Annotated in this window: 21 protein-coding genes; 11 read left to right on the top strand and 10 right to left on the bottom strand. The window is 64.9% G+C overall.

The features are described 5' to 3' along the window. Positions 1–91 precede the first annotated feature (91 nt). The 3 genes from thrC to alaC all read right to left on the bottom strand — a co-directional run bounded on the left by thrC (position 92) and on the right by alaC (position 3940). Entirely contained in the window at positions 92–1231 is a 1140-nt protein-coding gene (gene thrC / locus THITHI_RS0101705; RefSeq protein WP_018231340.1) for a threonine synthase, read from the bottom strand. Between the two features lie 152 nt (positions 1232–1383). Then, positions 1384–2694: a homoserine dehydrogenase gene (locus THITHI_RS0101700; protein WP_018231339.1), complete on the bottom strand. Its 1311-nt coding sequence runs from the start codon at positions 2692–2694 to the stop codon at positions 1384–1386. Between the two features lie 43 nt (positions 2695–2737). After that, a complete protein-coding gene (alaC, locus tag THITHI_RS0101695; protein ID WP_018231338.1) occupies positions 2738–3940 on the bottom strand; it encodes an alanine transaminase in 1203 nt (400 codons plus the stop codon). 218 nt (positions 3941–4158) lie between these two features. On the opposite strand from alaC, the gene THITHI_RS0101690 reads away from it, so the two are divergent. Further along, positions 4159–4530 (top strand): Mth938-like domain-containing protein, encoded by a 372-nt coding sequence (locus tag THITHI_RS0101690; protein WP_018231337.1) that lies wholly within the window; start codon positions 4159–4161, stop codon positions 4528–4530. A gap of 218 nt (positions 4531–4748) precedes the next feature. Here the strand turns inward: THITHI_RS0101690 and rpoS are convergent, their stop codons facing one another. The 5 genes from rpoS to surE are packed head-to-tail and all read right to left on the bottom strand — an operon-like array spanning position 4749 to position 8625. Further along, entirely contained in the window at positions 4749–5804 is a 1056-nt protein-coding gene (rpoS, locus tag THITHI_RS0101685) for an RNA polymerase sigma factor RpoS (protein WP_018231336.1), read from the bottom strand. 34 nt (positions 5805–5838) lie between these two features. Continuing rightward, positions 5839–6624: a peptidoglycan DD-metalloendopeptidase family protein gene (locus THITHI_RS18280; RefSeq protein WP_033336890.1), complete on the bottom strand. Its 786-nt coding sequence runs from the start codon at positions 6622–6624 to the stop codon at positions 5839–5841. Continuing rightward, positions 6621–7208, bottom strand: coding sequence for a YqaA family protein (locus THITHI_RS0101675; RefSeq protein WP_018231334.1), 588 nt, complete (start codon positions 7206–7208; stop codon positions 6621–6623). The genes THITHI_RS18280 and THITHI_RS0101675 overlap by 4 nt, the downstream gene beginning before the upstream one ends. After that, positions 7205–7843, bottom strand: a complete 639-nt coding sequence (locus THITHI_RS0101670; RefSeq protein ID WP_033337002.1) for a protein-L-isoaspartate(D-aspartate) O-methyltransferase — start codon at positions 7841–7843, stop codon at positions 7205–7207. The genes THITHI_RS0101675 and THITHI_RS0101670 overlap by 4 nt, the downstream gene beginning before the upstream one ends. A gap of 26 nt (positions 7844–7869) precedes the next feature. Further along, the gene (surE, locus tag THITHI_RS0101665; RefSeq protein WP_018231332.1) at positions 7870–8625 is read right to left on the bottom strand and encodes a 5'/3'-nucleotidase SurE; all 756 of its coding nucleotides are present in this window, start codon (positions 8623–8625) and stop codon (positions 7870–7872) included. A 138-nt stretch (positions 8626–8763) separates the two neighbouring features. Between surE and THITHI_RS0101660 the strand changes: the two genes are divergently transcribed. Both THITHI_RS0101660 and THITHI_RS0101655 read left to right on the top strand, forming a co-directional pair. Then, on the top strand, positions 8764–9309 hold the full coding sequence (locus THITHI_RS0101660; RefSeq protein WP_018231331.1) for a Smr/MutS family protein: 546 nt from the start codon (positions 8764–8766) through the stop codon (positions 9307–9309). A gap of 150 nt (positions 9310–9459) precedes the next feature. Beyond that, entirely contained in the window at positions 9460–10020 is a 561-nt protein-coding gene (locus THITHI_RS0101655; protein ID WP_018231330.1) for a Tll0287-like domain-containing protein, read from the top strand. 111 nt (positions 10021–10131) lie between these two features. Here the strand turns inward: THITHI_RS0101655 and folE are convergent, their stop codons facing one another. Further along, positions 10132–10677: a GTP cyclohydrolase I FolE gene (gene folE / locus THITHI_RS0101650; RefSeq protein ID WP_232199446.1), complete on the bottom strand. Its 546-nt coding sequence runs from the start codon at positions 10675–10677 to the stop codon at positions 10132–10134. Positions 10678–11203: 526 nt separating this feature from the next. Here folE and THITHI_RS0101645 point away from each other — a divergent pair. The 4 genes from THITHI_RS0101645 to THITHI_RS0101630 all read left to right on the top strand — a co-directional run bounded on the left by THITHI_RS0101645 (position 11204) and on the right by THITHI_RS0101630 (position 13645). Further along, positions 11204–11719, top strand: a complete 516-nt coding sequence (locus tag THITHI_RS0101645; protein ID WP_051079964.1) for a GNAT family N-acetyltransferase — start codon at positions 11204–11206, stop codon at positions 11717–11719. Next, entirely contained in the window at positions 11682–12200 is a 519-nt protein-coding gene (locus THITHI_RS0101640) for a DUF7931 domain-containing protein (protein ID WP_232199371.1), read from the top strand. The genes THITHI_RS0101645 and THITHI_RS0101640 overlap by 38 nt, the downstream gene beginning before the upstream one ends. A gap of 129 nt (positions 12201–12329) precedes the next feature. Next, complete coding sequence (locus tag THITHI_RS0101635; RefSeq protein WP_018231326.1) at positions 12330–12593, top strand: hypothetical protein; 264 nt, start codon at positions 12330–12332, stop codon at positions 12591–12593. A 575-nt stretch (positions 12594–13168) separates the two neighbouring features. Next, complete coding sequence (locus THITHI_RS0101630) at positions 13169–13645, top strand: CHRD domain-containing protein (protein WP_018231324.1); 477 nt, start codon at positions 13169–13171, stop codon at positions 13643–13645. A 324-nt stretch (positions 13646–13969) separates the two neighbouring features. Here THITHI_RS0101630 and THITHI_RS18275 read toward each other — a convergent pair whose 3' ends face one another. Further along, the gene (locus tag THITHI_RS18275; RefSeq protein WP_018231323.1) at positions 13970–15022 is read right to left on the bottom strand and encodes a GlxA family transcriptional regulator; all 1053 of its coding nucleotides are present in this window, start codon (positions 15020–15022) and stop codon (positions 13970–13972) included. Positions 15023–15170: 148 nt separating this feature from the next. Here THITHI_RS18275 and THITHI_RS0101620 point away from each other — a divergent pair, with 148 nt between their 5' ends. The 4 genes from THITHI_RS0101620 to THITHI_RS0101605 all read left to right on the top strand — a co-directional run bounded on the left by THITHI_RS0101620 (position 15171) and on the right by THITHI_RS0101605 (position 17989). Continuing rightward, positions 15171–15437, top strand: coding sequence for a hypothetical protein (locus THITHI_RS0101620; protein WP_018231322.1), 267 nt, complete (start codon positions 15171–15173; stop codon positions 15435–15437). Positions 15438–15487: 50 nt separating this feature from the next. Beyond that, positions 15488–15898: a carboxymuconolactone decarboxylase family protein gene (locus THITHI_RS0101615; RefSeq protein ID WP_026185961.1), complete on the top strand. Its 411-nt coding sequence runs from the start codon at positions 15488–15490 to the stop codon at positions 15896–15898. A 113-nt stretch (positions 15899–16011) separates the two neighbouring features. Beyond that, positions 16012–17142, top strand: coding sequence for a phosphotransferase family protein (locus tag THITHI_RS0101610; protein WP_232199370.1), 1131 nt, complete (start codon positions 16012–16014; stop codon positions 17140–17142). Positions 17143–17194: 52 nt separating this feature from the next. Next, the gene (locus THITHI_RS0101605) at positions 17195–17989 is read left to right on the top strand and encodes a methyltransferase domain-containing protein (protein WP_232199369.1); all 795 of its coding nucleotides are present in this window, start codon (positions 17195–17197) and stop codon (positions 17987–17989) included. Positions 17990–18137 lie beyond the last annotated feature (148 nt).

Genomic DNA, 18137 nt, shown 5'->3' with positions numbered 1-18137 from the left:
CGAGAAGGGATATCCGAACAATCGATGAATGAGCGATTGGCACCGCCCCGGGTTTCACTTCTCACTTCCCAATTCACACTTCCCACTTCGATTACATGTTATCCAGAATCGCCCGCTTCACCTGATCCAGAGTGGCCTCGACGTTGATCAGCGGGCGGGTGCTCTGGGCGATGGCGGTGTCGGGATCCTTGAGCCCGTGGCCGGTGAGGGTGCAGACGATGCTGGAGCCCTCGGGGATCCTGTCGTTCTGCACGTCCCGCAACGCGCCGGCAAGGGAAGCGGCGGAGGCCGGTTCGCAGAACACCCCCTCCTTTTCGGCCAGCAGTTTCTGCGCCGCGAGGATCTCGGCGTCCGTGCATTCATCGAACCAGCCGCCGGATTCCTCCTTCACCTTCCAGGCGGAATCCCATGACTGGGGATGCCCGATACGGATGGCAGTGGCCACCGTATCGGGGTTGTCCACCATCTCGCCGCGCATGAAGGGTGCGCTGCCGGCGGCCTGGTACCCCACCATCTTCGGACGGTTTCCCACGATGGCGCCACCCGCGTACGCACAATGTCCCTTGCAGAAGGTGCAGGCCTCGGTGACATGATCGCCGGAGGCGGAACTGTACTCGCAATAGCCGATCCAGTGCGCGGTAATGTTTCCGGCGTTGCCCACCGGCAGACAGTGATAGTCCGGCGCGCGCCCCAGTTCCTCCGTGATCTCGAAGGCGGCGGTTTTCTGGCCCTGGAGCCGATAGGGATTGATGGAGTTGACGATGGTCACCGGTGCCTCGCTGGCCACTTCCTTCACGAGGCGCATGCCGTCATCGAAGTTGCCCTTGATCTGGATGACCACCGAGCCGTGCATCATGGCCTGGGCCAGCTTGCCCATGGCGATCTTGCCGTCCGGAATGATAACGAAAGCGGCGATGCCGGCACGGGCCGCATAAGCGGCGGCGGCCGCGGACGTATTGCCCGTGGAGGCGCAGATGATGGCCTTTGAACCCTCCTCCACCGCCTTGGTCACGGCCATGGTCATGCCGCGATCCTTGAATGAACCTGTGGGGTTCAGCCCCTCGTACTTCACGTAGATATCCACTTCCCTGCCGACGATGCGCGGAATGTTGTTCAGGCGGATCAGCGGCGTGTTGCCCTCGCCGAGGCTGATGATGCGGGTATCGTCGTGCACCGGCAGCCGGTCACGGTAACGGTCGATCAGACCGGTGTAGCGGGTTCGAAATGGCATCTTGATGTACTCGTATCTGATTCAGCTTTCGAGGCTGAAAGTCAAAAGATTTGACGCGAAGACGCAATGACGCAAAGAGAGCTTGAAATCACTTCAAAAGGCACTCTTTGCGAACCTCCGCGTCTTTGCGCCTTCGCGTCGAGGTTTAGGGTTTACTTCAGGCTCTCCAGCCGGATGCGGATCACCGGGGCGATCACGGTCTCCAGCCGCTGGATGGCCTCGATGGCCTTGTTCATGTTGCCCTCGCGCACCTTGTGCGTGAGCAGAATGACACTGGCCTCGGCGGCGGCCTCGTCGGGCTCGCGCTGCAGTACAGCCTCCAGACTGATGTCCTGATCGCCCAGGATGCGGGTGATATCCGCCAGCACGCCGGGCCTGTCCTGTACCCGCAGACGCAGGTAGAACGCCGTTTGTACCTCTTCCATGGACAGCACGGCCGTGTCGGACAGCGCATCCGCCTGGAAGGCCAGGTGCGGTACCCGGTTCTCCGGATCGGACGTGAGCGCCCGCACCACGTCCACCAGGTCCGCCACCACGGCGGAAGCGGTGGGCTCGGCGCCGGCACCGGCACCGTAGTAGAGCGTCGGACCCACGGCATCACCCATCACCAGCACGGCGTTCATCACTCCGTCCACATTGGCGATCAGGCGGCGATGCGGAATGAGGGTGGGATGCACCCGCAGTTCGATGCCCTGCTCGCTCTGGCGCGCAATCCCCAGGTGCTTGATGCGATAACCCAGCTCGGCGGCGTAGGCCACGTCCTCCCGGGTGATGCGGGCGATGCCTTCCGTGTAGACCTTGTCGAACTGCAGCGGGATTCCGAAGGCGATGGAAGCCAGGATGGTGAGCTTGTGAGCGGCGTCGATGCCTTCCACGTCGAACGTGGGATCGGCCTCGGCGTACCCCAGGCGCTGTGCCTCGGCGAGCACGTCGGCAAACTCGCGGCCCTTGTCGCGCATCTCCGTGAGAATAAAGTTGCCGGTGCCGTTGATGATGCCGGCAAGCCACAGGATGCGATTGCCGGATAGCCCCTCGCGAATCGCCTTGATGATGGGAATTCCGCCGGCCACGGCCGCCTCGAACGCCACCATCACCCCGCGCGCCTGGGCGGCGGCAAAGATCTCGTTGCCGTGCAGGGCGATGAGCGCCTTGTTGGCGGTGACCACGTGCTTGCCCTGCTCGATGGCCGCCAGCACCAGCTCCCGGGCAGGGCTTGTGCCCCCGATCAGTTCCACCACGATCTGCACCTGCGGATCGTTGACCACATCGAACGGGTCGGCGTGAAGGCGGATCCTGTCGAGGCTGCATTCACGGGGCCGCTCCAGATCCCGGGCGGAGGCCGCGACCACCTCGATGCCCCGTCCCGCGCGGCGCGCGATCTCGTCACCGTTGCGGGCCAGTACATTGATCGCACCGCACCCCACGGTGCCCAGGCCCAGCAGGCCGACATTAACCGGTTTCACGTAAGTTCCTCGAGCATGTGATTTTTCGTCGGGCCATCGGCGCTCAGCCGCCGGTGCCGGCTTCCCGGCTGTCGTCCCGGAACATGGCCTTGATGCCGCGGATCGCCTGGCGCGTACGATGCTCGTTCTCGATCAGGGCGAAACGCACATGGCTGTCTCCGTAACTGCCGAAACCGATGCCCGGAGAGACGGCGACCTTGGCATCCCTGAGAAGTTTCTTGCTGAACTCCAGCGAGCCCAGATGGGCATACTGCTCCGGAATCGGCGCCCATACGAACATGGTGGCCTTGGGTTTCTCCACGGCCCACCCCAAGGCACTGAGCCCATCGCAGAGCACATCGCGACGCCGCGTGTAGACCTGCCGGATCTCATCCACGCATTCCTGGGGACCTTCCAGCGCGGCGATGGCGGCCACCTGGATGGGCGTAAACATCCCGTAGTCCAGGTAGGACTTGATGCGCCCCAGGGCCGCGATCAGGGTCTTGTTGCCGCACATGAAGCCCACGCGCCAGCCGGGCATGTTATAGCTCTTGGACAGGCTGTAGAACTCCACCGCCACGTCCCGGGCGCCCGGGACCTGCAGGATGGAAGGCGCCCGGTAACCATCGAACACGATCTCCGCGTAGGCCAGGTCGTGCACCACCCAGATACCGTATTCCCTTGCGATGTCCACCACCTTCTCGAAGAAGCCCGGCTCGACGCACTGGGTCGTGGGATTGGCCGGAAAGCTCAGCACCAGCATCTTGGGGCGGGGCCAGCTGTCCTGAATGGCCTTCTCCAGTTCCGCGAAGAAATCCACACCCGGGGTCAGCGGAACATGCCGGATGTCCGCGCCGGCGATGACGCAGCCGTAAGGATGGATGGGGTAAGCCGGATTCGGCACCAGCACCGCGTCACCGGGGCCCAGTATGGCCAGCGACAGGTGCGCCAGACCCTCTTTGGATCCGATCGTGACGATGGCCTCGGTCTCCGGATCCAGGTCCACATCGAAGCGGTCCTTGTACCAGCGTGTGACGGCACGGCGCAGACGCGGGATGCCCCTGGACATGGAGTAGCGATGGGTGTCATCGCGCTGCGCCACCTCCACCAGTTTGTCGACAATATGCTTTGGCGTCGGTTGATCCGGGTTGCCCATCCCGAAATCGATGATGTCCTCGCCACGGGCCCGGGCCTTGGCCTTCAGGTCATTGACAATATTGAAAACGTAGGGCGGCAGGCGCTTGATTCTGGGAAATTCATCGATCACGGGTGTTTTCGCCGGGGCTGGTGGTTCAACGAAGGTCCCGCGCCGCCCGTCAGGCGGCGTGCGCGGGTAAACTGGCAAAGTTACTTCGGGGTGATTGGGCTGTCAATGTAACCGGGCCCCGAGAGACCCGAAAACCGTGATGGATGCCCCGCCCTTGCGAAGCCGGGTGTGTCAGGGGTAGCTTGATCCGCATCCGGCACGCTGTACGGGCTCACCCCATGAAGATGACCGAGGACTTCGGCACCGCCACCCATCTGATCACCGGCTACGGGCCGGGCATGGTGCGGATCAATGAGACGCCTCATACCACCAGCCTGATCGTGACACCGGAAACGCTGGACACGGCCTGGGCCCCCGAGCGGTTCGAGGAACTGGATCTGGCGTGCTTTTGCTCCGTGCTGGAGGATCCGCCGGAGATCGTGATCCTGGGCACCGGCGCCAGTCAGCGTTTCCCGCCCCGGGAGATACTGGCAGCCTTCCGCAGCCGCTCCATCGGCTTCGAGGTCATGGACACCGGCGCCGCCTGCAGGACATACAATATCATCATGGCCGAGGGACGGCCCGTGGCGGCGGCGCTGTTGATGATTTGAAGGCGATTGGAGGTTCAAGGTTCAAGGTTCAAGGTTCAAAGTTCAAGGTTCAAGGTTCAAGGTTCAAGGTTCAAGGTTCAAGGTTCAAGGTTCAAGGTTCAAGGTTCAAGGTTCAAGGTTCAAGGTTCAAGGTTCAAGGTTCAAGGTTCAAGGTTCAACGAGATGATGCCATTCACCCTTTGAACTTTGAACTTTGAACCTTGAACTCTGAATCGCTCCTACCCCTGCAAGAGTGCCTCTTCCGAAAACCCTCTGCTCTCCAGGATCTTGCGCAGGCGCTTCAATGCATCCATCTGGATCTGTCGCACCCGCTCCCGGGTGACGCCCAGTTCGGCACCGACCTGTTCCAGGGTGCAGCGCTCATAACCGTGCAGTCCGAACCGGCGCACGATCACCTCGCGCTGCTTGTCGTCCAGTTCCAGCAACCATTCGTCCACAAACTGCACGACATCCTCGTCCTGGATGAGTATCGAGGGCTCCGGGGTGTGTTCATCGGGGATCACGTCCAGCAGGGCCCGTTCTCCATCCTTGCCTATCGGCAGGTCCACGGAGGTCACCCGCTCGGAGAGCGCCAGGATCCTCTTCACGTCCGCCACCGGGCGGTCCAGGTGGCGGGCCACCTCTTCGGCGGTCGGTTCATGATCCAGTTCCTGGGCAAGCTTGCGGGCCGTGCGCAGGTAGACGTTGAGTTCCTTGATGACATGAATGGGGAGGCGGATGGTACGGGTCTGATTCATCAGGGCCCGCTCGATGGTCTGGCGGATCCACCATGTCGCATATGTGGAGAAGCGGAAGCCGCGTTCGGGATCGAACTTTTCCACGGCGCGGATCAGGCCCAGGTTGCCCTCTTCGATGAGGTCCAGCAGGGCAAGGCCCCGGTTCATGTAGCGGCGTGCAATCTTCACCACCAGGCGCAGATTGCATTCGATCATCTTGCGGCGGCCGGACTCGTCCCCCTTCTGCGCAAGGCGCGCGTAGTGGACTTCCTCCTCCGGGGTCAGGAGGGGCCGGAATTCGATCTCGTTCAGGTACAGGCGGGTGGCGTCCAGCTCTCCCTTGGGGACGTCGCCCGCGGCGTAGACCTTCGCCTTCGCATCCGCACCATCGTCCTCGTCGTCATCCGCAGCGTCCGTGTCCAGCACGGTTTCCTCGCTGTCCAGGAGATTGGCCCCGGACTCGTCTGCATCGACCTTGCCCGCCAGGACGGGCTCCTCTTCCTTGAGCACTTCCTCCGCCACGTCGGAATCGGGTTCGACCCTTCGCCGCTTTGGCATGTCACCTCCAGCTGGGGTTTCATCGTTCCCCGTTTTATCGCCTCGGCAGGTACCGCATCGGGTCTACAGGCCTGCCGTCGTACCTGATCTCGAAGTGCAGCATGAGGCGATCGGTCCCCGTATCACCAAGCTGCGCAATCTGCTGTCCGCCGGCCACGTCCATCCCTTCGTTGACCAGCAGTTTTTCATTGTGCGCGTAAGCGCTTAGGAAGTTCTCGTCGTGCTTCACGATGATAAGCCGACCATATCCGACAAGTCCACTTCCGCTGTAGACCACGCGGCCCGCTGCCGCCGCCCTCACCGGTTGTCCACGCGTGCCGGCAATTCCTATGCCTCGCTTGCCGGTATCACCGGTGGGAAACGTGCGGATCACCTGTCCGTCGGCGGGCCACTGCCAGCGGATGCCGGTTGCGGCCGCGGCGGGAGGCGGACTCGCGGGCGCGGTCTGTCGCGGCGCGGGGACGCTGCGTGCGGGCTCTGCCGATCGGGTGGGAGGACGGGGGGCAGTACCTTGCGGGGGCGTCGATGACCTCTGCGTACGCGCCGGTGGCGGAGGTGTCGTCGCCACCGTGGCGCCGGGCGGCGGATTCATCCGCAGCCGCTGCCCCGGACGAATGGTGTAGGGTTCCGAAATTCCATTCCAGCGGGCAAGGCTCTGCCAGTCCACGCCGTACCGCCATGCGATGGAATACAAGGTATCGTTGGCGCGCACCGTGTAGTAACCGGTGCGAAACCCCGTGTCAGTGGACCGTGGGGCCGCGCAACCCGCCAGCAGGGCCACCAAGATGGACACGAGCACAACAGCGCGCCAGACCGTCATCTCCCCTGCATCTGGTAAATGACTGCCGCCACCGCCAGCAGCAGCACGGTGAACCACCCCAGCCACTCCATGTAGGGGCGCAGCTGGCGCTCCACCCGGGGTCCAAGCCAGCCGATCAGGAGCGCCACGGCGAAGAACCGCGCCCCCCGGCCGATGAACGAGGCGATCACAAAGGGCAGCAGGGCCATGGAAAGGGCCCCCGCCGTAATGGTGAACAGCTTGTAGGGCACCGGTGAGAAGCCGGCTATGAGCACCACCCAGACCCCCCAGATATCGAACCACGCCCGGGCGGTCTCCAGGCGGTCTCCATAACCGGCCGATACCACCCACGGCTCCACCAGCCCGAAGGCCAGCCACCCGATCAGGTAGCCCAGCACGCCCCCAAGCACGGAAAACACGGTGGTGATGAAGGCCAGCCGTACGCTTCGATCCGGTCGGGCGGCGGCCATGGGCGCGAGCATCACGTCGGGCGGTACCGGGAAGAAGGAGGATTCCGCGAACGACAGGGCCGCCAGATAGCGGGGGGCGTGCCGATGACGCGACCACTGCATGACCCGATCATAGAGCGGTTCGAACAGCTTCACCTGGACGTTCCCGGCAGCATCGGCACGAAACTCACCGACTCCAGAAACTGCTGTTCAAACACATCCGAATGCCGTGTGATCCGCACCAGGGCCTGGCTGCCCCCATCCCCGCCCACAGGGGCCACCAGCACACCGCCCGGCGCAAGCTGCTGAAGCAGTGCCTCCGGCACTTCCCGCGGCGCGGCGGTCAGTACGATGGCATCGAAGGGAGCCTGCTCCGGCCAGCCACAGATCCCGTCGCTGTGCCTGAGACTGACATTTCGGATGCGCAGGGCGCTGCAGACCTCCCGCGCCTGGCGCTGCAATCCGTGAATGCGCTCCACGCTGTACACCCGCTCCACCAGCTGCGCCAGCACGGCTGCCTGGTATCCGGAACCGGTGCCCACCTCCAGGACCCTTCTGCGCACCCCCCCCTCGAGCACCGCTTCGGTCATGCGCGCCACCACATAGGGCTGCGAGATGGTCTGCCCGAAGCCGATGGGCAGCGCGGTATTCTCGTAGGCCCGGCTGGCCAGGGCCTCATCCACGAACAGGTGCCGCGGCGTGTTCGCGATCACGTCGAGCACGCGCCGGTTGCGTATGCCGGCCTCTTCCAGCTGGCGTACCAGACGGTCCCGCGTACGCTGGGACGTCATGCCGATGCCGGTCGTGTGCGTGCTGTTCACTCACCGCCCCCTTCCGAGAGCCAGTTGGCCACCGTGTCGATGGCATCGTAGCGGGTCAGGTCCACCTGGATGGGTGTGACCGACACGAACCCGGATCGCACGGCGTGAAAATCCGTGCCGGGCCCGCTGTCCTGTTCGGGGCCCGCCGGGCCCACCCAGTAGATCGGTCTGCCGCGCGGATCCTGGCTCCGGACCACCGGCTCCGACTTGTGCCGATGGCCCAGGCGCGTGGCCTGAAACCCGCGGATCTCGTTCCAGGGCAGGTGCGGCACGTTGACATTGAGAATGGTGTTGGCCGGCAGGGGCATGTGTCCCAGGCGGCGCAGCAGGTCCAGCACACCCCTGGCCGCGGAATCGTAGTGCTTTCCCTCGTGGCTGTTGAGGGATACGGCAATCGCCGGCAGGCCCAGAAAACGCCCCTCCATGGCGGCCGCCACCGTGCCGGAGTAAAGCACGTCATCCCCCAGATTGGCGCCGGAATTGATACCGGAGATCACGATGTCCGGCTCCTCCTCCAGCAGCCCGGTAATGGCCAGGTGAACACAGTCCGTGGGGGTGCCGTCCACGCGTACGTCACCATTGTCCAGGCGCGTGGCCCGCAGGGGGCGCGCCAGGGTCAGGGAGTTGCTCGCTCCGCTGCGGTCCCGGTCGGGGGCCACCACGAACACCTCTGCCACGGTGCGCAGGGCCGCCGCGAGACATTGCAGTCCGGGAGCGTGCACGCCATCGTCGTTGCTCAGCAGGATGCGCATCGGTGGGCGGGTTCGCGGCATGACGGGTAATATACTTGAAAGCCCGCGGTAATCGCAGACCTGTCTGTCCCCCGATACGGCCCCCTCATCCGGGTTTGTGCGCGCCAGGGACACCGCAATCTACCGGAGGCCATCCCCATGGCTCATGACACCCCGCCGGACGATGATGACACCACCCTGTTCCGTGCCGCCGTCGGGCCGGTGCGGCGCCTGCCCCAGGACCGCCATGCGGGACGCGCCCGTGCCCCCGCGCCCCGGCCGCGCCAGTCCGAGGCCGCCGACCGGGAGGTGCTGCGCGACCTGATGTCGGACCCCTTCGGCGGCACCGACGTTCAGCCCGGCGATGAACTCCAGTTCGCACGCACCGGCCTGCAACGCAGCGTCTACCGCAAGCTGCGGCGGGGCCAGTACCGTATCGGCGCGGAACTGGACCTGCACGGCATGACCACCGTCGAGGCGCGCCAGGCCCTGGCGCGGTTCCTGGCGGATGCCCGGCAGGCCCGCTGGCGCTGCGTGCGCATCATTCACGGCAAGGGCCTGCGTTCCTCCAATCGCGGCCCCGTCCTCAAGTCCCACGTCGCGCACTGGCTATCCCAGCGCGACGAAGTGCTCGCCTACTGCTCGGCACGGCCCGCCGATGGGGGGACGGGCGCCGTCTACGTGCTGATTCGTCAAAGGACATGACGCCGGTCAGGTAATGCGGGGGATGAGGGGGCTATGCTCGTCCACGCGAATGTGTGTCTCCCTCGGTGACCATGTCACTGAGGAGGCGGCGGATTACATGCCGTAATCCAGCCTGTCAACCCGTAAAGCACGCTACCAAGGGAGTCTCTCATGAAACGATTCATTGCAATCAGTCTGCTGGCCATGGCCGCCGTTCCCGTCGCCGCCCAGGACCTCAGCCCGCAGTTGCAGGCCAGCCGCGCCGCCATCCAGCAGTTCGCCCAGAGCCTGCAGGGCGAGCTTCAGGCGGCCATGAAGGCCGGCGGCCCCGTCCAGGCCATCGAAATCTGCAGCGACCGCGCACCCGAGATCGCCAGCCAGGTCTCCCGGGAACGGGGGGTGGAGATCGGCCGCACCAGCCTCAAGATCCGCAATCCGAACAACCAGCCGGACGCCTGGGAACGCCAGGTCCTGGAAGAGTTTGACGCCCGTCGCGCCGCCGGCGAGAACCCGGCCCACATCGAGACACAGGCCATCTACATCCGTGGCGAAGAGAAGGAATACCGCTTCATGAAGGCAATCCCCACGGGCGAAGTCTGCCTGAACTGCCACGGGGCCCAGGTTGCCACGCCGGTGGAAGACGCGCTCAAGCGCCTGTATCCGCAGGATGCCGCCCGGGGTTACGAGATCGGCGACCTGCGGGGTGCCTTCATCGTGCGCCAGCCCATGTAGCCCGGGAAAGCGCATTCAAGTCCAATGTAAAGAGGCCGCCGGATGCCGGCGGCCTCTTTACGTTGGCGGGATGGCAATGTCCGCACCGGGTACGGCCGGTGCCTGGCCCCCTCATCCGCCCCGCAGCAGTCCCATGAACTCCGCCCGGGTCCGGGCGTCCTCCCGGAAGGTGCCCAGCATCATGGACGTGGTCATGGTGGCGTTCTGCTTCTCGACCCCGCGCATCATCATGCACAGGTGGCGTGCCTCCATGACCACCGCCACGCCGCGGGCATCCGTCACTGACTCGATGGCCTCGGCGATCTGGCGGGTGAGCGTCTCCTGGATCTGCAGCCGGCGGGAGAACATGTCCACGATGCGCGCGATCTTTGACAATCCGATGACCCGTCCCTTGGGGAGGTAGGCCACGTGACACTTGCCCAGGAAGGGCAGCAGGTGGTGCTCGCACAGGGAGTAAAACTCGATGTCCCGGACCAGCACCATCTCATCGTTGTCGGTGTCGAACAGTGCGCCGTTGACCAGCGCTTCAAGGCTCTGTGCATAGCCCCGGGTAAGGTAGGCCATGGCCCGGGCCGCCCGAAGCGGCGTGCCCGACAGTCCGTGGCGGGCCGGATCCTCCCCGATCCCCCGGATGATGCGGGTGAAATCCTCGGCCATGCGCCGCTCCGAGTCAGTTGCGGGATCATCGTCGTCGCTATGGCAATCGTGGTCGGTCATCAGCTTTTTCCTTTCCCTGCCTATGCTATCGCGGCATGACGCTACGGTCGCTTGCCGGTCACGCTCATGATCAGCCGGGTTGCCCGGCACACAACCTGACCGCCGCACCCGGCAACCGGCTCAGGCGCTGATCATACCCGGGCCCACCGGATTGCGCATAAATACGTGGCTCGCACCAGGGTCAACGCCATCGGAAGGGGGGGCGGGAGGCACCCCGCCGAAGGCCAATGCACGATCCCATGGATCCCGAATGGACAGGGGCACACGCCCGGCGGCCGGGTGTGTACCTGTCTGCGGGACGGAGGTGGCACTGGACACGAAGAAGGCGTTGCCGAGGCAGCCCCCCGTCCCTCCTGAACCGGGATCCGGCGCAACCAACACTTCCATTGATCCCGGTCACTGTTGCCGGGGGCGCGTGATGACTAGGATGGCTCATTCGCCCAACATGCAGGCAAACGATAACCGCATGTCGCACAAGCAGGCATCAACAACCTCGCAGAACGGCCCCGCCGGGTACTCCGGTTTTGATGTGGTCGAGGCCATGTGGCCCCGGGATGCCCCGGCTCTGCGCAGCGTGCGTGAACCGGTTTTCGTGGAGGAACAGGGCGTCCCCCTGGAACTGGAACGCGACGGCATGGATATCGCCTGCCTGCACCTGCTGGCCCGAAGCAGCGACGGTCAGCCCGTTGGTGCCGCGCGACTGTCCCCGGACGGACGGATCGGCCGCATGGCGGTACTTCCCGCGTGGCGGGGACGCGGTGTGGGCATGGCCCTGGTCGCCGCCGCCGTGGAACTTGCAAAAGAACTGGGCATGGATAAAGTGGAACTGTACGCGCAATGCCATGCGAGCGCGTTCTATCGAAACGCCGGATTCCGGGAGATCGGGGATGTCTTCATGGACGCCGGCATTCCACACATCCGCATGGTACAAGGGATCCTGAGCCATGACCGGGACTCAAGAACCGCCTCGGACGCCGACTGAACCGTCCGGCCTCATGCGCCTGGAAGGCCTGGAGACCATTCGCGAGTTCGTCCACGCACGCGTCGCCGATGCCCGGCGCCGCGTATGGATACTGAGTCCGGACCTCAGTCCCGTCATTTACGACGACGCCGATCTGGTGGACGCCATCTCCGGGCTGGCCCGGCGCAGCCGCCACGCGGACGTACGCATCCTCATCCAGGACCGGCGCAGCCTCCCCGCCGAAAAGCACCGGCTGGTGGATCTGGCCCTGCGCATCAGCAGCCGCATACACCTGCGCCGCCAGGCCCCGGACGAACCGGCGCTGGAGGAATCCATGCTGCTCGTGGATGCGGGCGCCTACCTGCATCAGCCCCGCGCCGGTGATCCGGTAGCCCTCGCCGACGCCAACGCCCCCCCAAGGGTTCAGACCCTGGAGGGACGCTTTCGCACCTACTGGAACCACGCGATACCCGATCCTGAACTGCGGCGACTGAAGATTTGAAGCTGCGGTTGCCAGATTCAAGGCGTTTTGCATCATCATGTGAATCCTGTTCATCCTGTCTGACGATATGTCCTGGGTATGCTGCCCGAGTGCTCCAACGCCCCCAGAACCGCAGGGAAATCACCAAGCTTGAAACACCTCACACCCTCCTTCCTGTTGCTGGCCATCCTGATCCCTGGGGGTATCCATGCGGAGACCGATGACAAGGTCCCCGTAGAGATCATCGAGCTCCAGCATCGCACCGCCGATGATCTGCTGCCCCACATCGAACCTCTGCTCGGCCCCCGGGACGCGCTCACCGGCACCGGCCACAGGCTCATCGTGCGCACCAGTCCGAGCCGGCTGCGCCAGGTCCGGGAAAAAGTGGAGGCACTGGATCAACCGGACCGCTGACCGCACCTTGCAGCACATGGAAGGATCGAGGCGGCAAGCGCAGTCCCTCGCGCGCCCGTGCGGACCCGTGTCGGCCATCGCAACATTCCCGGCAAACCGGTGCGAGACCCTGGCGGAGATCGAGGGCCAGGGCTTCTTCCAGCTACTTGACCAGGTCTGCTCGCGCCAACCTTTCGTCGGACGCGGTTCACCCGTCATGCTGCTACAGCACCCCTTGTGCACACGCATGTGAACTCCATCTTCCAACCGTTCATCCAGCCCGGCGGCGAACTGGCCGACATGATCGTACGTACAGGAGCATGATGTCAGCGAGGCGTACGACCTGGCACAGGCACTCTGCCAGTGTGATTACGAGCATCTTTGCGGGTCAGACGCCTTCGCGCATAACGCGGATATACGGAGCCCGATTGAATCGTTTTATGGTTCCGGATCCATTGCTTGACCTGGTCTGCATATTCTCCCCTCCTGCCTTGACACCCCCGGGATCCCGACCATTATTCCGCGCGGAGCAGTCGGATTTTTGCGCGCTCCGGGGGATTTCCAACCTTTTGGCCATCCCGGTCGAGGAGGTCGATATGCGTGCATTACACATCGGCATGATCATGATCGTCGCGGGTCTCTTTGCCGCCGCCCACGCCCAGCCCGTCAACTACCGAACCCATCTCACGGGGGCTGAAGAGGTTGCGCCCGTGGATACCCGGGCACGGGGCCAGGCCACTTTCCAGCTCACAAGCGACGGCATGTCCCTTCAGTACCGTCTCATGGTGGCAAACATCGAGGACGTCACGCAGGCACACATCCATCTTGCGCCCGCAGGCACCAACGGCCCGGTCGTCGCCTGGCTGTATCCCGCAACTCCGCCGGCCGTGCTGATACCCGGGCGGTCTGACGGCGTGATCGCCGCCGGTGCGATCACGTCGGCGGACCTGGTCGGGCCGCTTGCCGGACAATTGCTTGAGGACCTTCTTGACGCGATCGAAGCGGGCGAGACCTACGTGAACGTCCACACCGAGGCCCATCCCGCGGGCGAGGTCCGCGGCCAGATCCGCTGATCCGGACCCGTTGACCCCGTCACCGCGCCCATGGTTGCGGGGTCAACGGGTCGGACAGGATGGCTCTCCGGGCCAGGGGCATGCCCCGGCACCAACCGTGGCGTGGGTTCCGGATGGCGGGAATCCGCGCGGGGACCATCCGGCAGGATGCCCCATCGATCACACAAAATCAGCAAGGCCCCACATGCCCCCCGCGATCCGGATTCGCCATCGTCACCGTGTCCCCTCCGGGGACCGGCGTCACAGAACATCACCGGATCTGCTGGTCACCCCTGGACAGGGTGGCGGCGTGAGGATGCCCTGAAAGCACTCCAGGACGATAAACTATATATTGCTAGACTTGACCCCATTCTTCGTGCAGGCGCCGTGCCTGGGGAAACGGAACTTCCGGCGGTATTCGTTGGGGCTCAGGCGGGTGATGCGCTTGAATACGCGCCGAAAGGCGGCCGTTTCCTCATAGCCCACCTTCCAACTGATCTCCTCCACCGGAGTATCGGTCCGCTCAAGCAGCTGCTTGGCCTGCTCGACACGCAGATGCTGCAGATAGTGAACCGGCGAGTGGCCGGTAGCGCGCTTGAAGCGGCGATTGAAGGTGGGGCGGGGCAATCCGCACCGATGGGCCATCTGGTCGACAGAAACGTCCAGTGCGTCGCCGCCATGAAGCCAGTCCTGTACTGTCCGTATGGCGCCGTCCCCATGATCCGTCGGCGGGGCGAAGGGCACAAACGGTGCCTGGCTCCTGGAGTCCCATTGGTACAGGAGAAACTTGCCGATCGCCTGTGCCGTCGTCGCGCTGGCATGGCGCGAGATCAGGTACAGGATCAGGTCCTGCCAGGAACTGGCGGCGCCCGACATGACGAACTCGCCGTTCCGCCCCGCCACGATGAGCAGCTCTTCGACCCGCAGGTTGACGTTCGGGAAATTGCGCCGGAATGTGGGGGCGAACGCCCAATGGGTCGTGGTCTCCAGCCCGTCGAGCAGGCCCGTCTCGGCAAGGAGCAAGGCGCCGGCACAGGCTGAACACAGATCCGCGCCCTTGCCGTGCATGCGGCGCAGCCACTCCACCGTTTCCGGGTGACGTCCGGTCACCCATTCCAGGTTCTCGATCAGCATGGAGGCGGCGATCACGATGTCGGTGTCATCGACCTCGCGAAGCGCCCGGTGCACCTTGAGAGGCAGACCACAGGCGCTCTGAAAGACACCGCGCTCGGGACCGACGATCTCCACGTCAAACAGCCGCGCCGCGCCGCCGTCAGGGGAACTGGCCACCGCATCCACGAGGACCAGGGTCTCGTAGAGGCCATTGATGGGTGTGCCCGTGGATTCTTCGGGCAGCGCGAGGACACTGACACGCCTGGGCGGGGCAATCGACGCCATTTTTCTCCTCCGATGATCGGAATGGGCCGCTTCCGAGCAGTCTGGCTCTGGGACGGGCATGTTTCAAGGCGCATCGTTTGCCACAGGGAGACAGGCAACCGATCAGGGTCCGCCCGAATCCCTCAAACCCACAACCAAGGAGACGACCATGTTCATTGCCATCGAGCACGCGATTCATGACCCCGACGCGTTCCGGCGGTGCGCCGAACAGGTCTTCCCGCTGCCGGAGGACCTGCGTGTGCACCATTTCCTGCCCGCCGACGACCTGAGCAGGGCCGCCTGCCTCTACGAGGCGCCGTCGGTGGAGCATCTTCGCAGCTACCTGGATTGCGCACTCGGGACCGCAAGCACGCAACGCTACTTTCCGGTCGCCGAGGCGCACGCCATCGGGCTGCCCCCGCGTCAACTGGCCTGAGGGCCGCAGCAGCAACCTGTCCTTTAATGCAACCTGCATGGGAGGTAACCATGAACTCCATCATGATCACCACAGCATCCGCACTGGCCTTCACATTCATGGCGATGATCAGTCCGGCGCAAGGCGGAGAGCCACCTGCATTCATTCAGGAGACATTCCCCGAACAGGGGGTGGAGGCAGCCTGGTCGAGCTACAAGTCCGTCTTCCTGGATCCGGATGCCGCGCTGGACACGAGGACCAAGGAACTCATGGCCCTCGCCGTTGCGGCACAGGTGCCCTGTGACTACTGTGTGTACTACCACACCAGGGCAGCAAGCGCGCACGGCGCCACGGAGGCCGAGATCCGGGAAGCCCTGGCAGTCGCTTCGCTGATCCGCAAGTGGAGCACGATGCTCAACGGATCGCAGTACAGCGAAACCCGCTGGCAGCGGGAAGTGGACGCCATGTTCTCCGGACAATGACGCAGCAGACCCGCCCCGGCGCCGCGTGTGATCCGCTCGGCATGTCGGCTTCCGAATGGGAAGCCGCGCGTGGCCGGGACGGACGACGCGGGTCTCCTGCCAGGAGGCAAGTCATGTCAACAACGAGCGAACCCACCGCACGCGCACCCACCGTCAGGGGGGCGCCCGATGGCGCTTTTCTCACCGCGGCGCTGCGCCGCGCGGGCCGGGAGCCGCCGGCCGGCGCACGGGCGCCACGGAGCGTCCCCCTGACAGGAGGCAGGACCAGCCAGCCCGTGAGCCGGTTCGTGTGCGGGACGGGTCCGCACTATGTCCTCAAGCGTGTGCCGAGGCGGCGGGCCTTCGCCCGCGGCCTCGGCGCCGAGGGCGAAGCGGTGTTCTGGCTGGCCGGTTCGACCCGGAACCTGCCCCCGCCCCTGGCGAACCCCACCTTCGACGTCGCCTATCATCAGGAGCGGGACGAGTGGTGGGTCCTGATGGATGACGTCTCGCAAGGCATCGTGCCCCGCGGGCACTGGACCGAACGACACACCCTGCGGCTGTTTGAGGCCTTGGCGGCCCTTCATGCAGATGCCTGGGGCGAAGCCGGACTGGCAGAGACCCTGGGGACGCCTGCCGGCACCACGCGGGTGTTCGTCGAGACGGCCATCTACGCCGCAACCGGCGATGCCCGCGCCAACTGGGCCGAGGGTGCCGCCGGGGAGTTCAGGGTTGCGGCTGCGCTGTTGCCGCGCTTTCTCGAACTGCTGGGCGCGCGGGACGCCGAGATCTACCTCGACCTGTGCCGGGCCTGGCCGAAGGTGGTCGCCGCCCTGGAACCGTTCACACCCACCCGCCTCCACGGCGACACACGCGGAGCGAACCTCGCATTCGTAAGGGACCGGGTGGTCATGTTCGACTGGGACTTCGCCATGCACGGGCCGGCGGCACTGGATCTCACCTGGCACTGGTTTCTGCAGTACTGGGCCTATCCGCCCGATGACGGACGCCGGCCCGAAGACAGGCTCTGGATGCGGGATGCGTACCTGGAGCAACTGGAGAATCTCCTGGGACACAAGGTGGATCGAAAGGCCTTCAATGGGGCCTGGGAGCTCGGTTGGCTACGGGTCTTTCTGCAACTGGGCTTCGTGCTGGCCGACAATGACGACGCAGGCGACGACCCCGAGGTCGACCGCCGCCAACAGGCCCTGTGCCGGCACGCCCTGCGCACGGCACAGGCCATAACGGACAGATATGCGGGCTAGCCCGTATGAGCCCGACCGTTGGGCGACCGTCGACAGCAGCGACAATGCGCACATGGCACTGTCGCGCATCGAGCAACTGCACGGCACACCGGCGGAACAGGCGGCGGTGCTTCGCTATCCCGACCTCCTGCAACTCAAGCCGGGACACGACGTGCTGGATGTGGGTGCCGGGGCCGGCCACATCGCGAACCATCTGGCCACCCGTGTCACAGCCCACGGCACCGTCTGTGCACTGGACCTCTCCGCAGCATTGCTGGCTCACGCCCGACAACGGAACCGGAATCTGTTCGGCATACAGGGAGACGCGGCCGCCCTGCCCTTCCCCGCAGGTCGGTTCGACCGCGTCTTCGCCCGATGGCTGCTGCTGCACCTGCCCGATCCCCTCGCGGCCGTCATGGAGATGCGGCGCGTGACACGCCCCGGCGGCCGGTTGCTGGTCGTGGAAACGGATTGGGACACCCTGTGCATTTCCCCCGGAGACACCGACCTCGTGCGGCGCATCGTACATGCCAATACCGACCGGCAGGCGAATGCCGCCTCCGGCCGCCGCCTGACCTCCCTGTTCCGCCGTGCGGGGCTCCGGGATGTGCAGGTGCATGCATTCGTGGACAGCGTCAACACCGGCGACCCCCACTGGGTGGCATTCCTGGAATCGCGTCTGGATGTCGCCCGTGCGGCTGGCGTCGACGCCCGGCGCCTCACATTGTGGTGGGGGGATGTGGGCCGCGCCATCGCCAGCGGTGAATTCTTCGTCTGCGTCACCCGTATCGCCGTCGCCGGCAACGTGCCCGAATCCGCAGACCGTCTCGCCGGGTACGAAGACCCGACCGGGAGCGGGCCATCATGAACGGCCACGCCGACACGGCATCAGCATGCATCACGTCCACTCCAACCCCACCCTGATTCGGGTGACGTTCCGGATACCGCCTGAAACGGGTCACGGGGGGCAGGCGATGCCTCACCAGGCCTGACTCCAATTCTTCAACATCGAAACA

This window comes from Thioalkalivibrio thiocyanodenitrificans ARhD 1 (genome assembly GCF_000378965.1).
Classification (GTDB): domain Bacteria; phylum Pseudomonadota; class Gammaproteobacteria; order Ectothiorhodospirales; family Ectothiorhodospiraceae; genus Thioalkalivibrio_A; species Thioalkalivibrio_A thiocyanodenitrificans.
This window is presented reverse-complemented; position numbering and strand designations above follow the sequence as displayed.

Bases quoted from the DNA above. Each gene is read 5' to 3' on its own strand.
- THITHI_RS0101670 (WP_033337002.1), bottom strand. From the start codon at position 7,843: ATGACGTCCCAGCGTACGCGGGACCGTCTGGTACGCCAGCTGGAAGAG.
- THITHI_RS0101690 (WP_018231337.1), top strand. From the start codon at position 4,159: ATGAAGATGACCGAGGACTTCGGCACCGCCACCCATCTGATCACCGGC.
- surE (WP_018231332.1), bottom strand. From the start codon at position 8,625: ATGCGCATCCTGCTGAGCAACGACGATGGCGTGCACGCTCCCGGACTG.
- THITHI_RS0101630 (WP_018231324.1), top strand. From the start codon at position 13,169: ATGCGTGCATTACACATCGGCATGATCATGATCGTCGCGGGTCTCTTT.
- THITHI_RS0101605 (WP_232199369.1), top strand. From the start codon at position 17,195: ATGGCACTGTCGCGCATCGAGCAACTGCACGGCACACCGGCGGAACAG.
- THITHI_RS0101610 (WP_232199370.1), top strand. From the start codon at position 16,012: ATGTCAACAACGAGCGAACCCACCGCACGCGCACCCACCGTCAGGGGG.
- THITHI_RS0101660 (WP_018231331.1), top strand. From the start codon at position 8,764: ATGGCTCATGACACCCCGCCGGACGATGATGACACCACCCTGTTCCGT.
- thrC (WP_018231340.1), bottom strand. From the start codon at position 1,231: ATGCCATTTCGAACCCGCTACACCGGTCTGATCGACCGTTACCGTGAC.
- THITHI_RS0101615 (WP_026185961.1), top strand. From the start codon at position 15,488: ATGAACTCCATCATGATCACCACAGCATCCGCACTGGCCTTCACATTC.
- THITHI_RS0101640 (WP_232199371.1), top strand. From the start codon at position 11,682: ATGACCGGGACTCAAGAACCGCCTCGGACGCCGACTGAACCGTCCGGC.
- rpoS (WP_018231336.1), bottom strand. From the start codon at position 5,804: ATGCCAAAGCGGCGAAGGGTCGAACCCGATTCCGACGTGGCGGAGGAA.
- THITHI_RS18275 (WP_018231323.1), bottom strand. From the start codon at position 15,022: ATGGCGTCGATTGCCCCGCCCAGGCGTGTCAGTGTCCTCGCGCTGCCC.
- THITHI_RS0101655 (WP_018231330.1), top strand. From the start codon at position 9,460: ATGAAACGATTCATTGCAATCAGTCTGCTGGCCATGGCCGCCGTTCCC.
- folE (WP_232199446.1), bottom strand. From the start codon at position 10,677: ATGGCCGAGGATTTCACCCGCATCATCCGGGGGATCGGGGAGGATCCG.
- THITHI_RS0101620 (WP_018231322.1), top strand. From the start codon at position 15,171: ATGTTCATTGCCATCGAGCACGCGATTCATGACCCCGACGCGTTCCGG.
- THITHI_RS0101645 (WP_051079964.1), top strand. From the start codon at position 11,204: ATGTCGCACAAGCAGGCATCAACAACCTCGCAGAACGGCCCCGCCGGG.
- THITHI_RS18280 (WP_033336890.1), bottom strand. From the start codon at position 6,624: ATGACGGTCTGGCGCGCTGTTGTGCTCGTGTCCATCTTGGTGGCCCTG.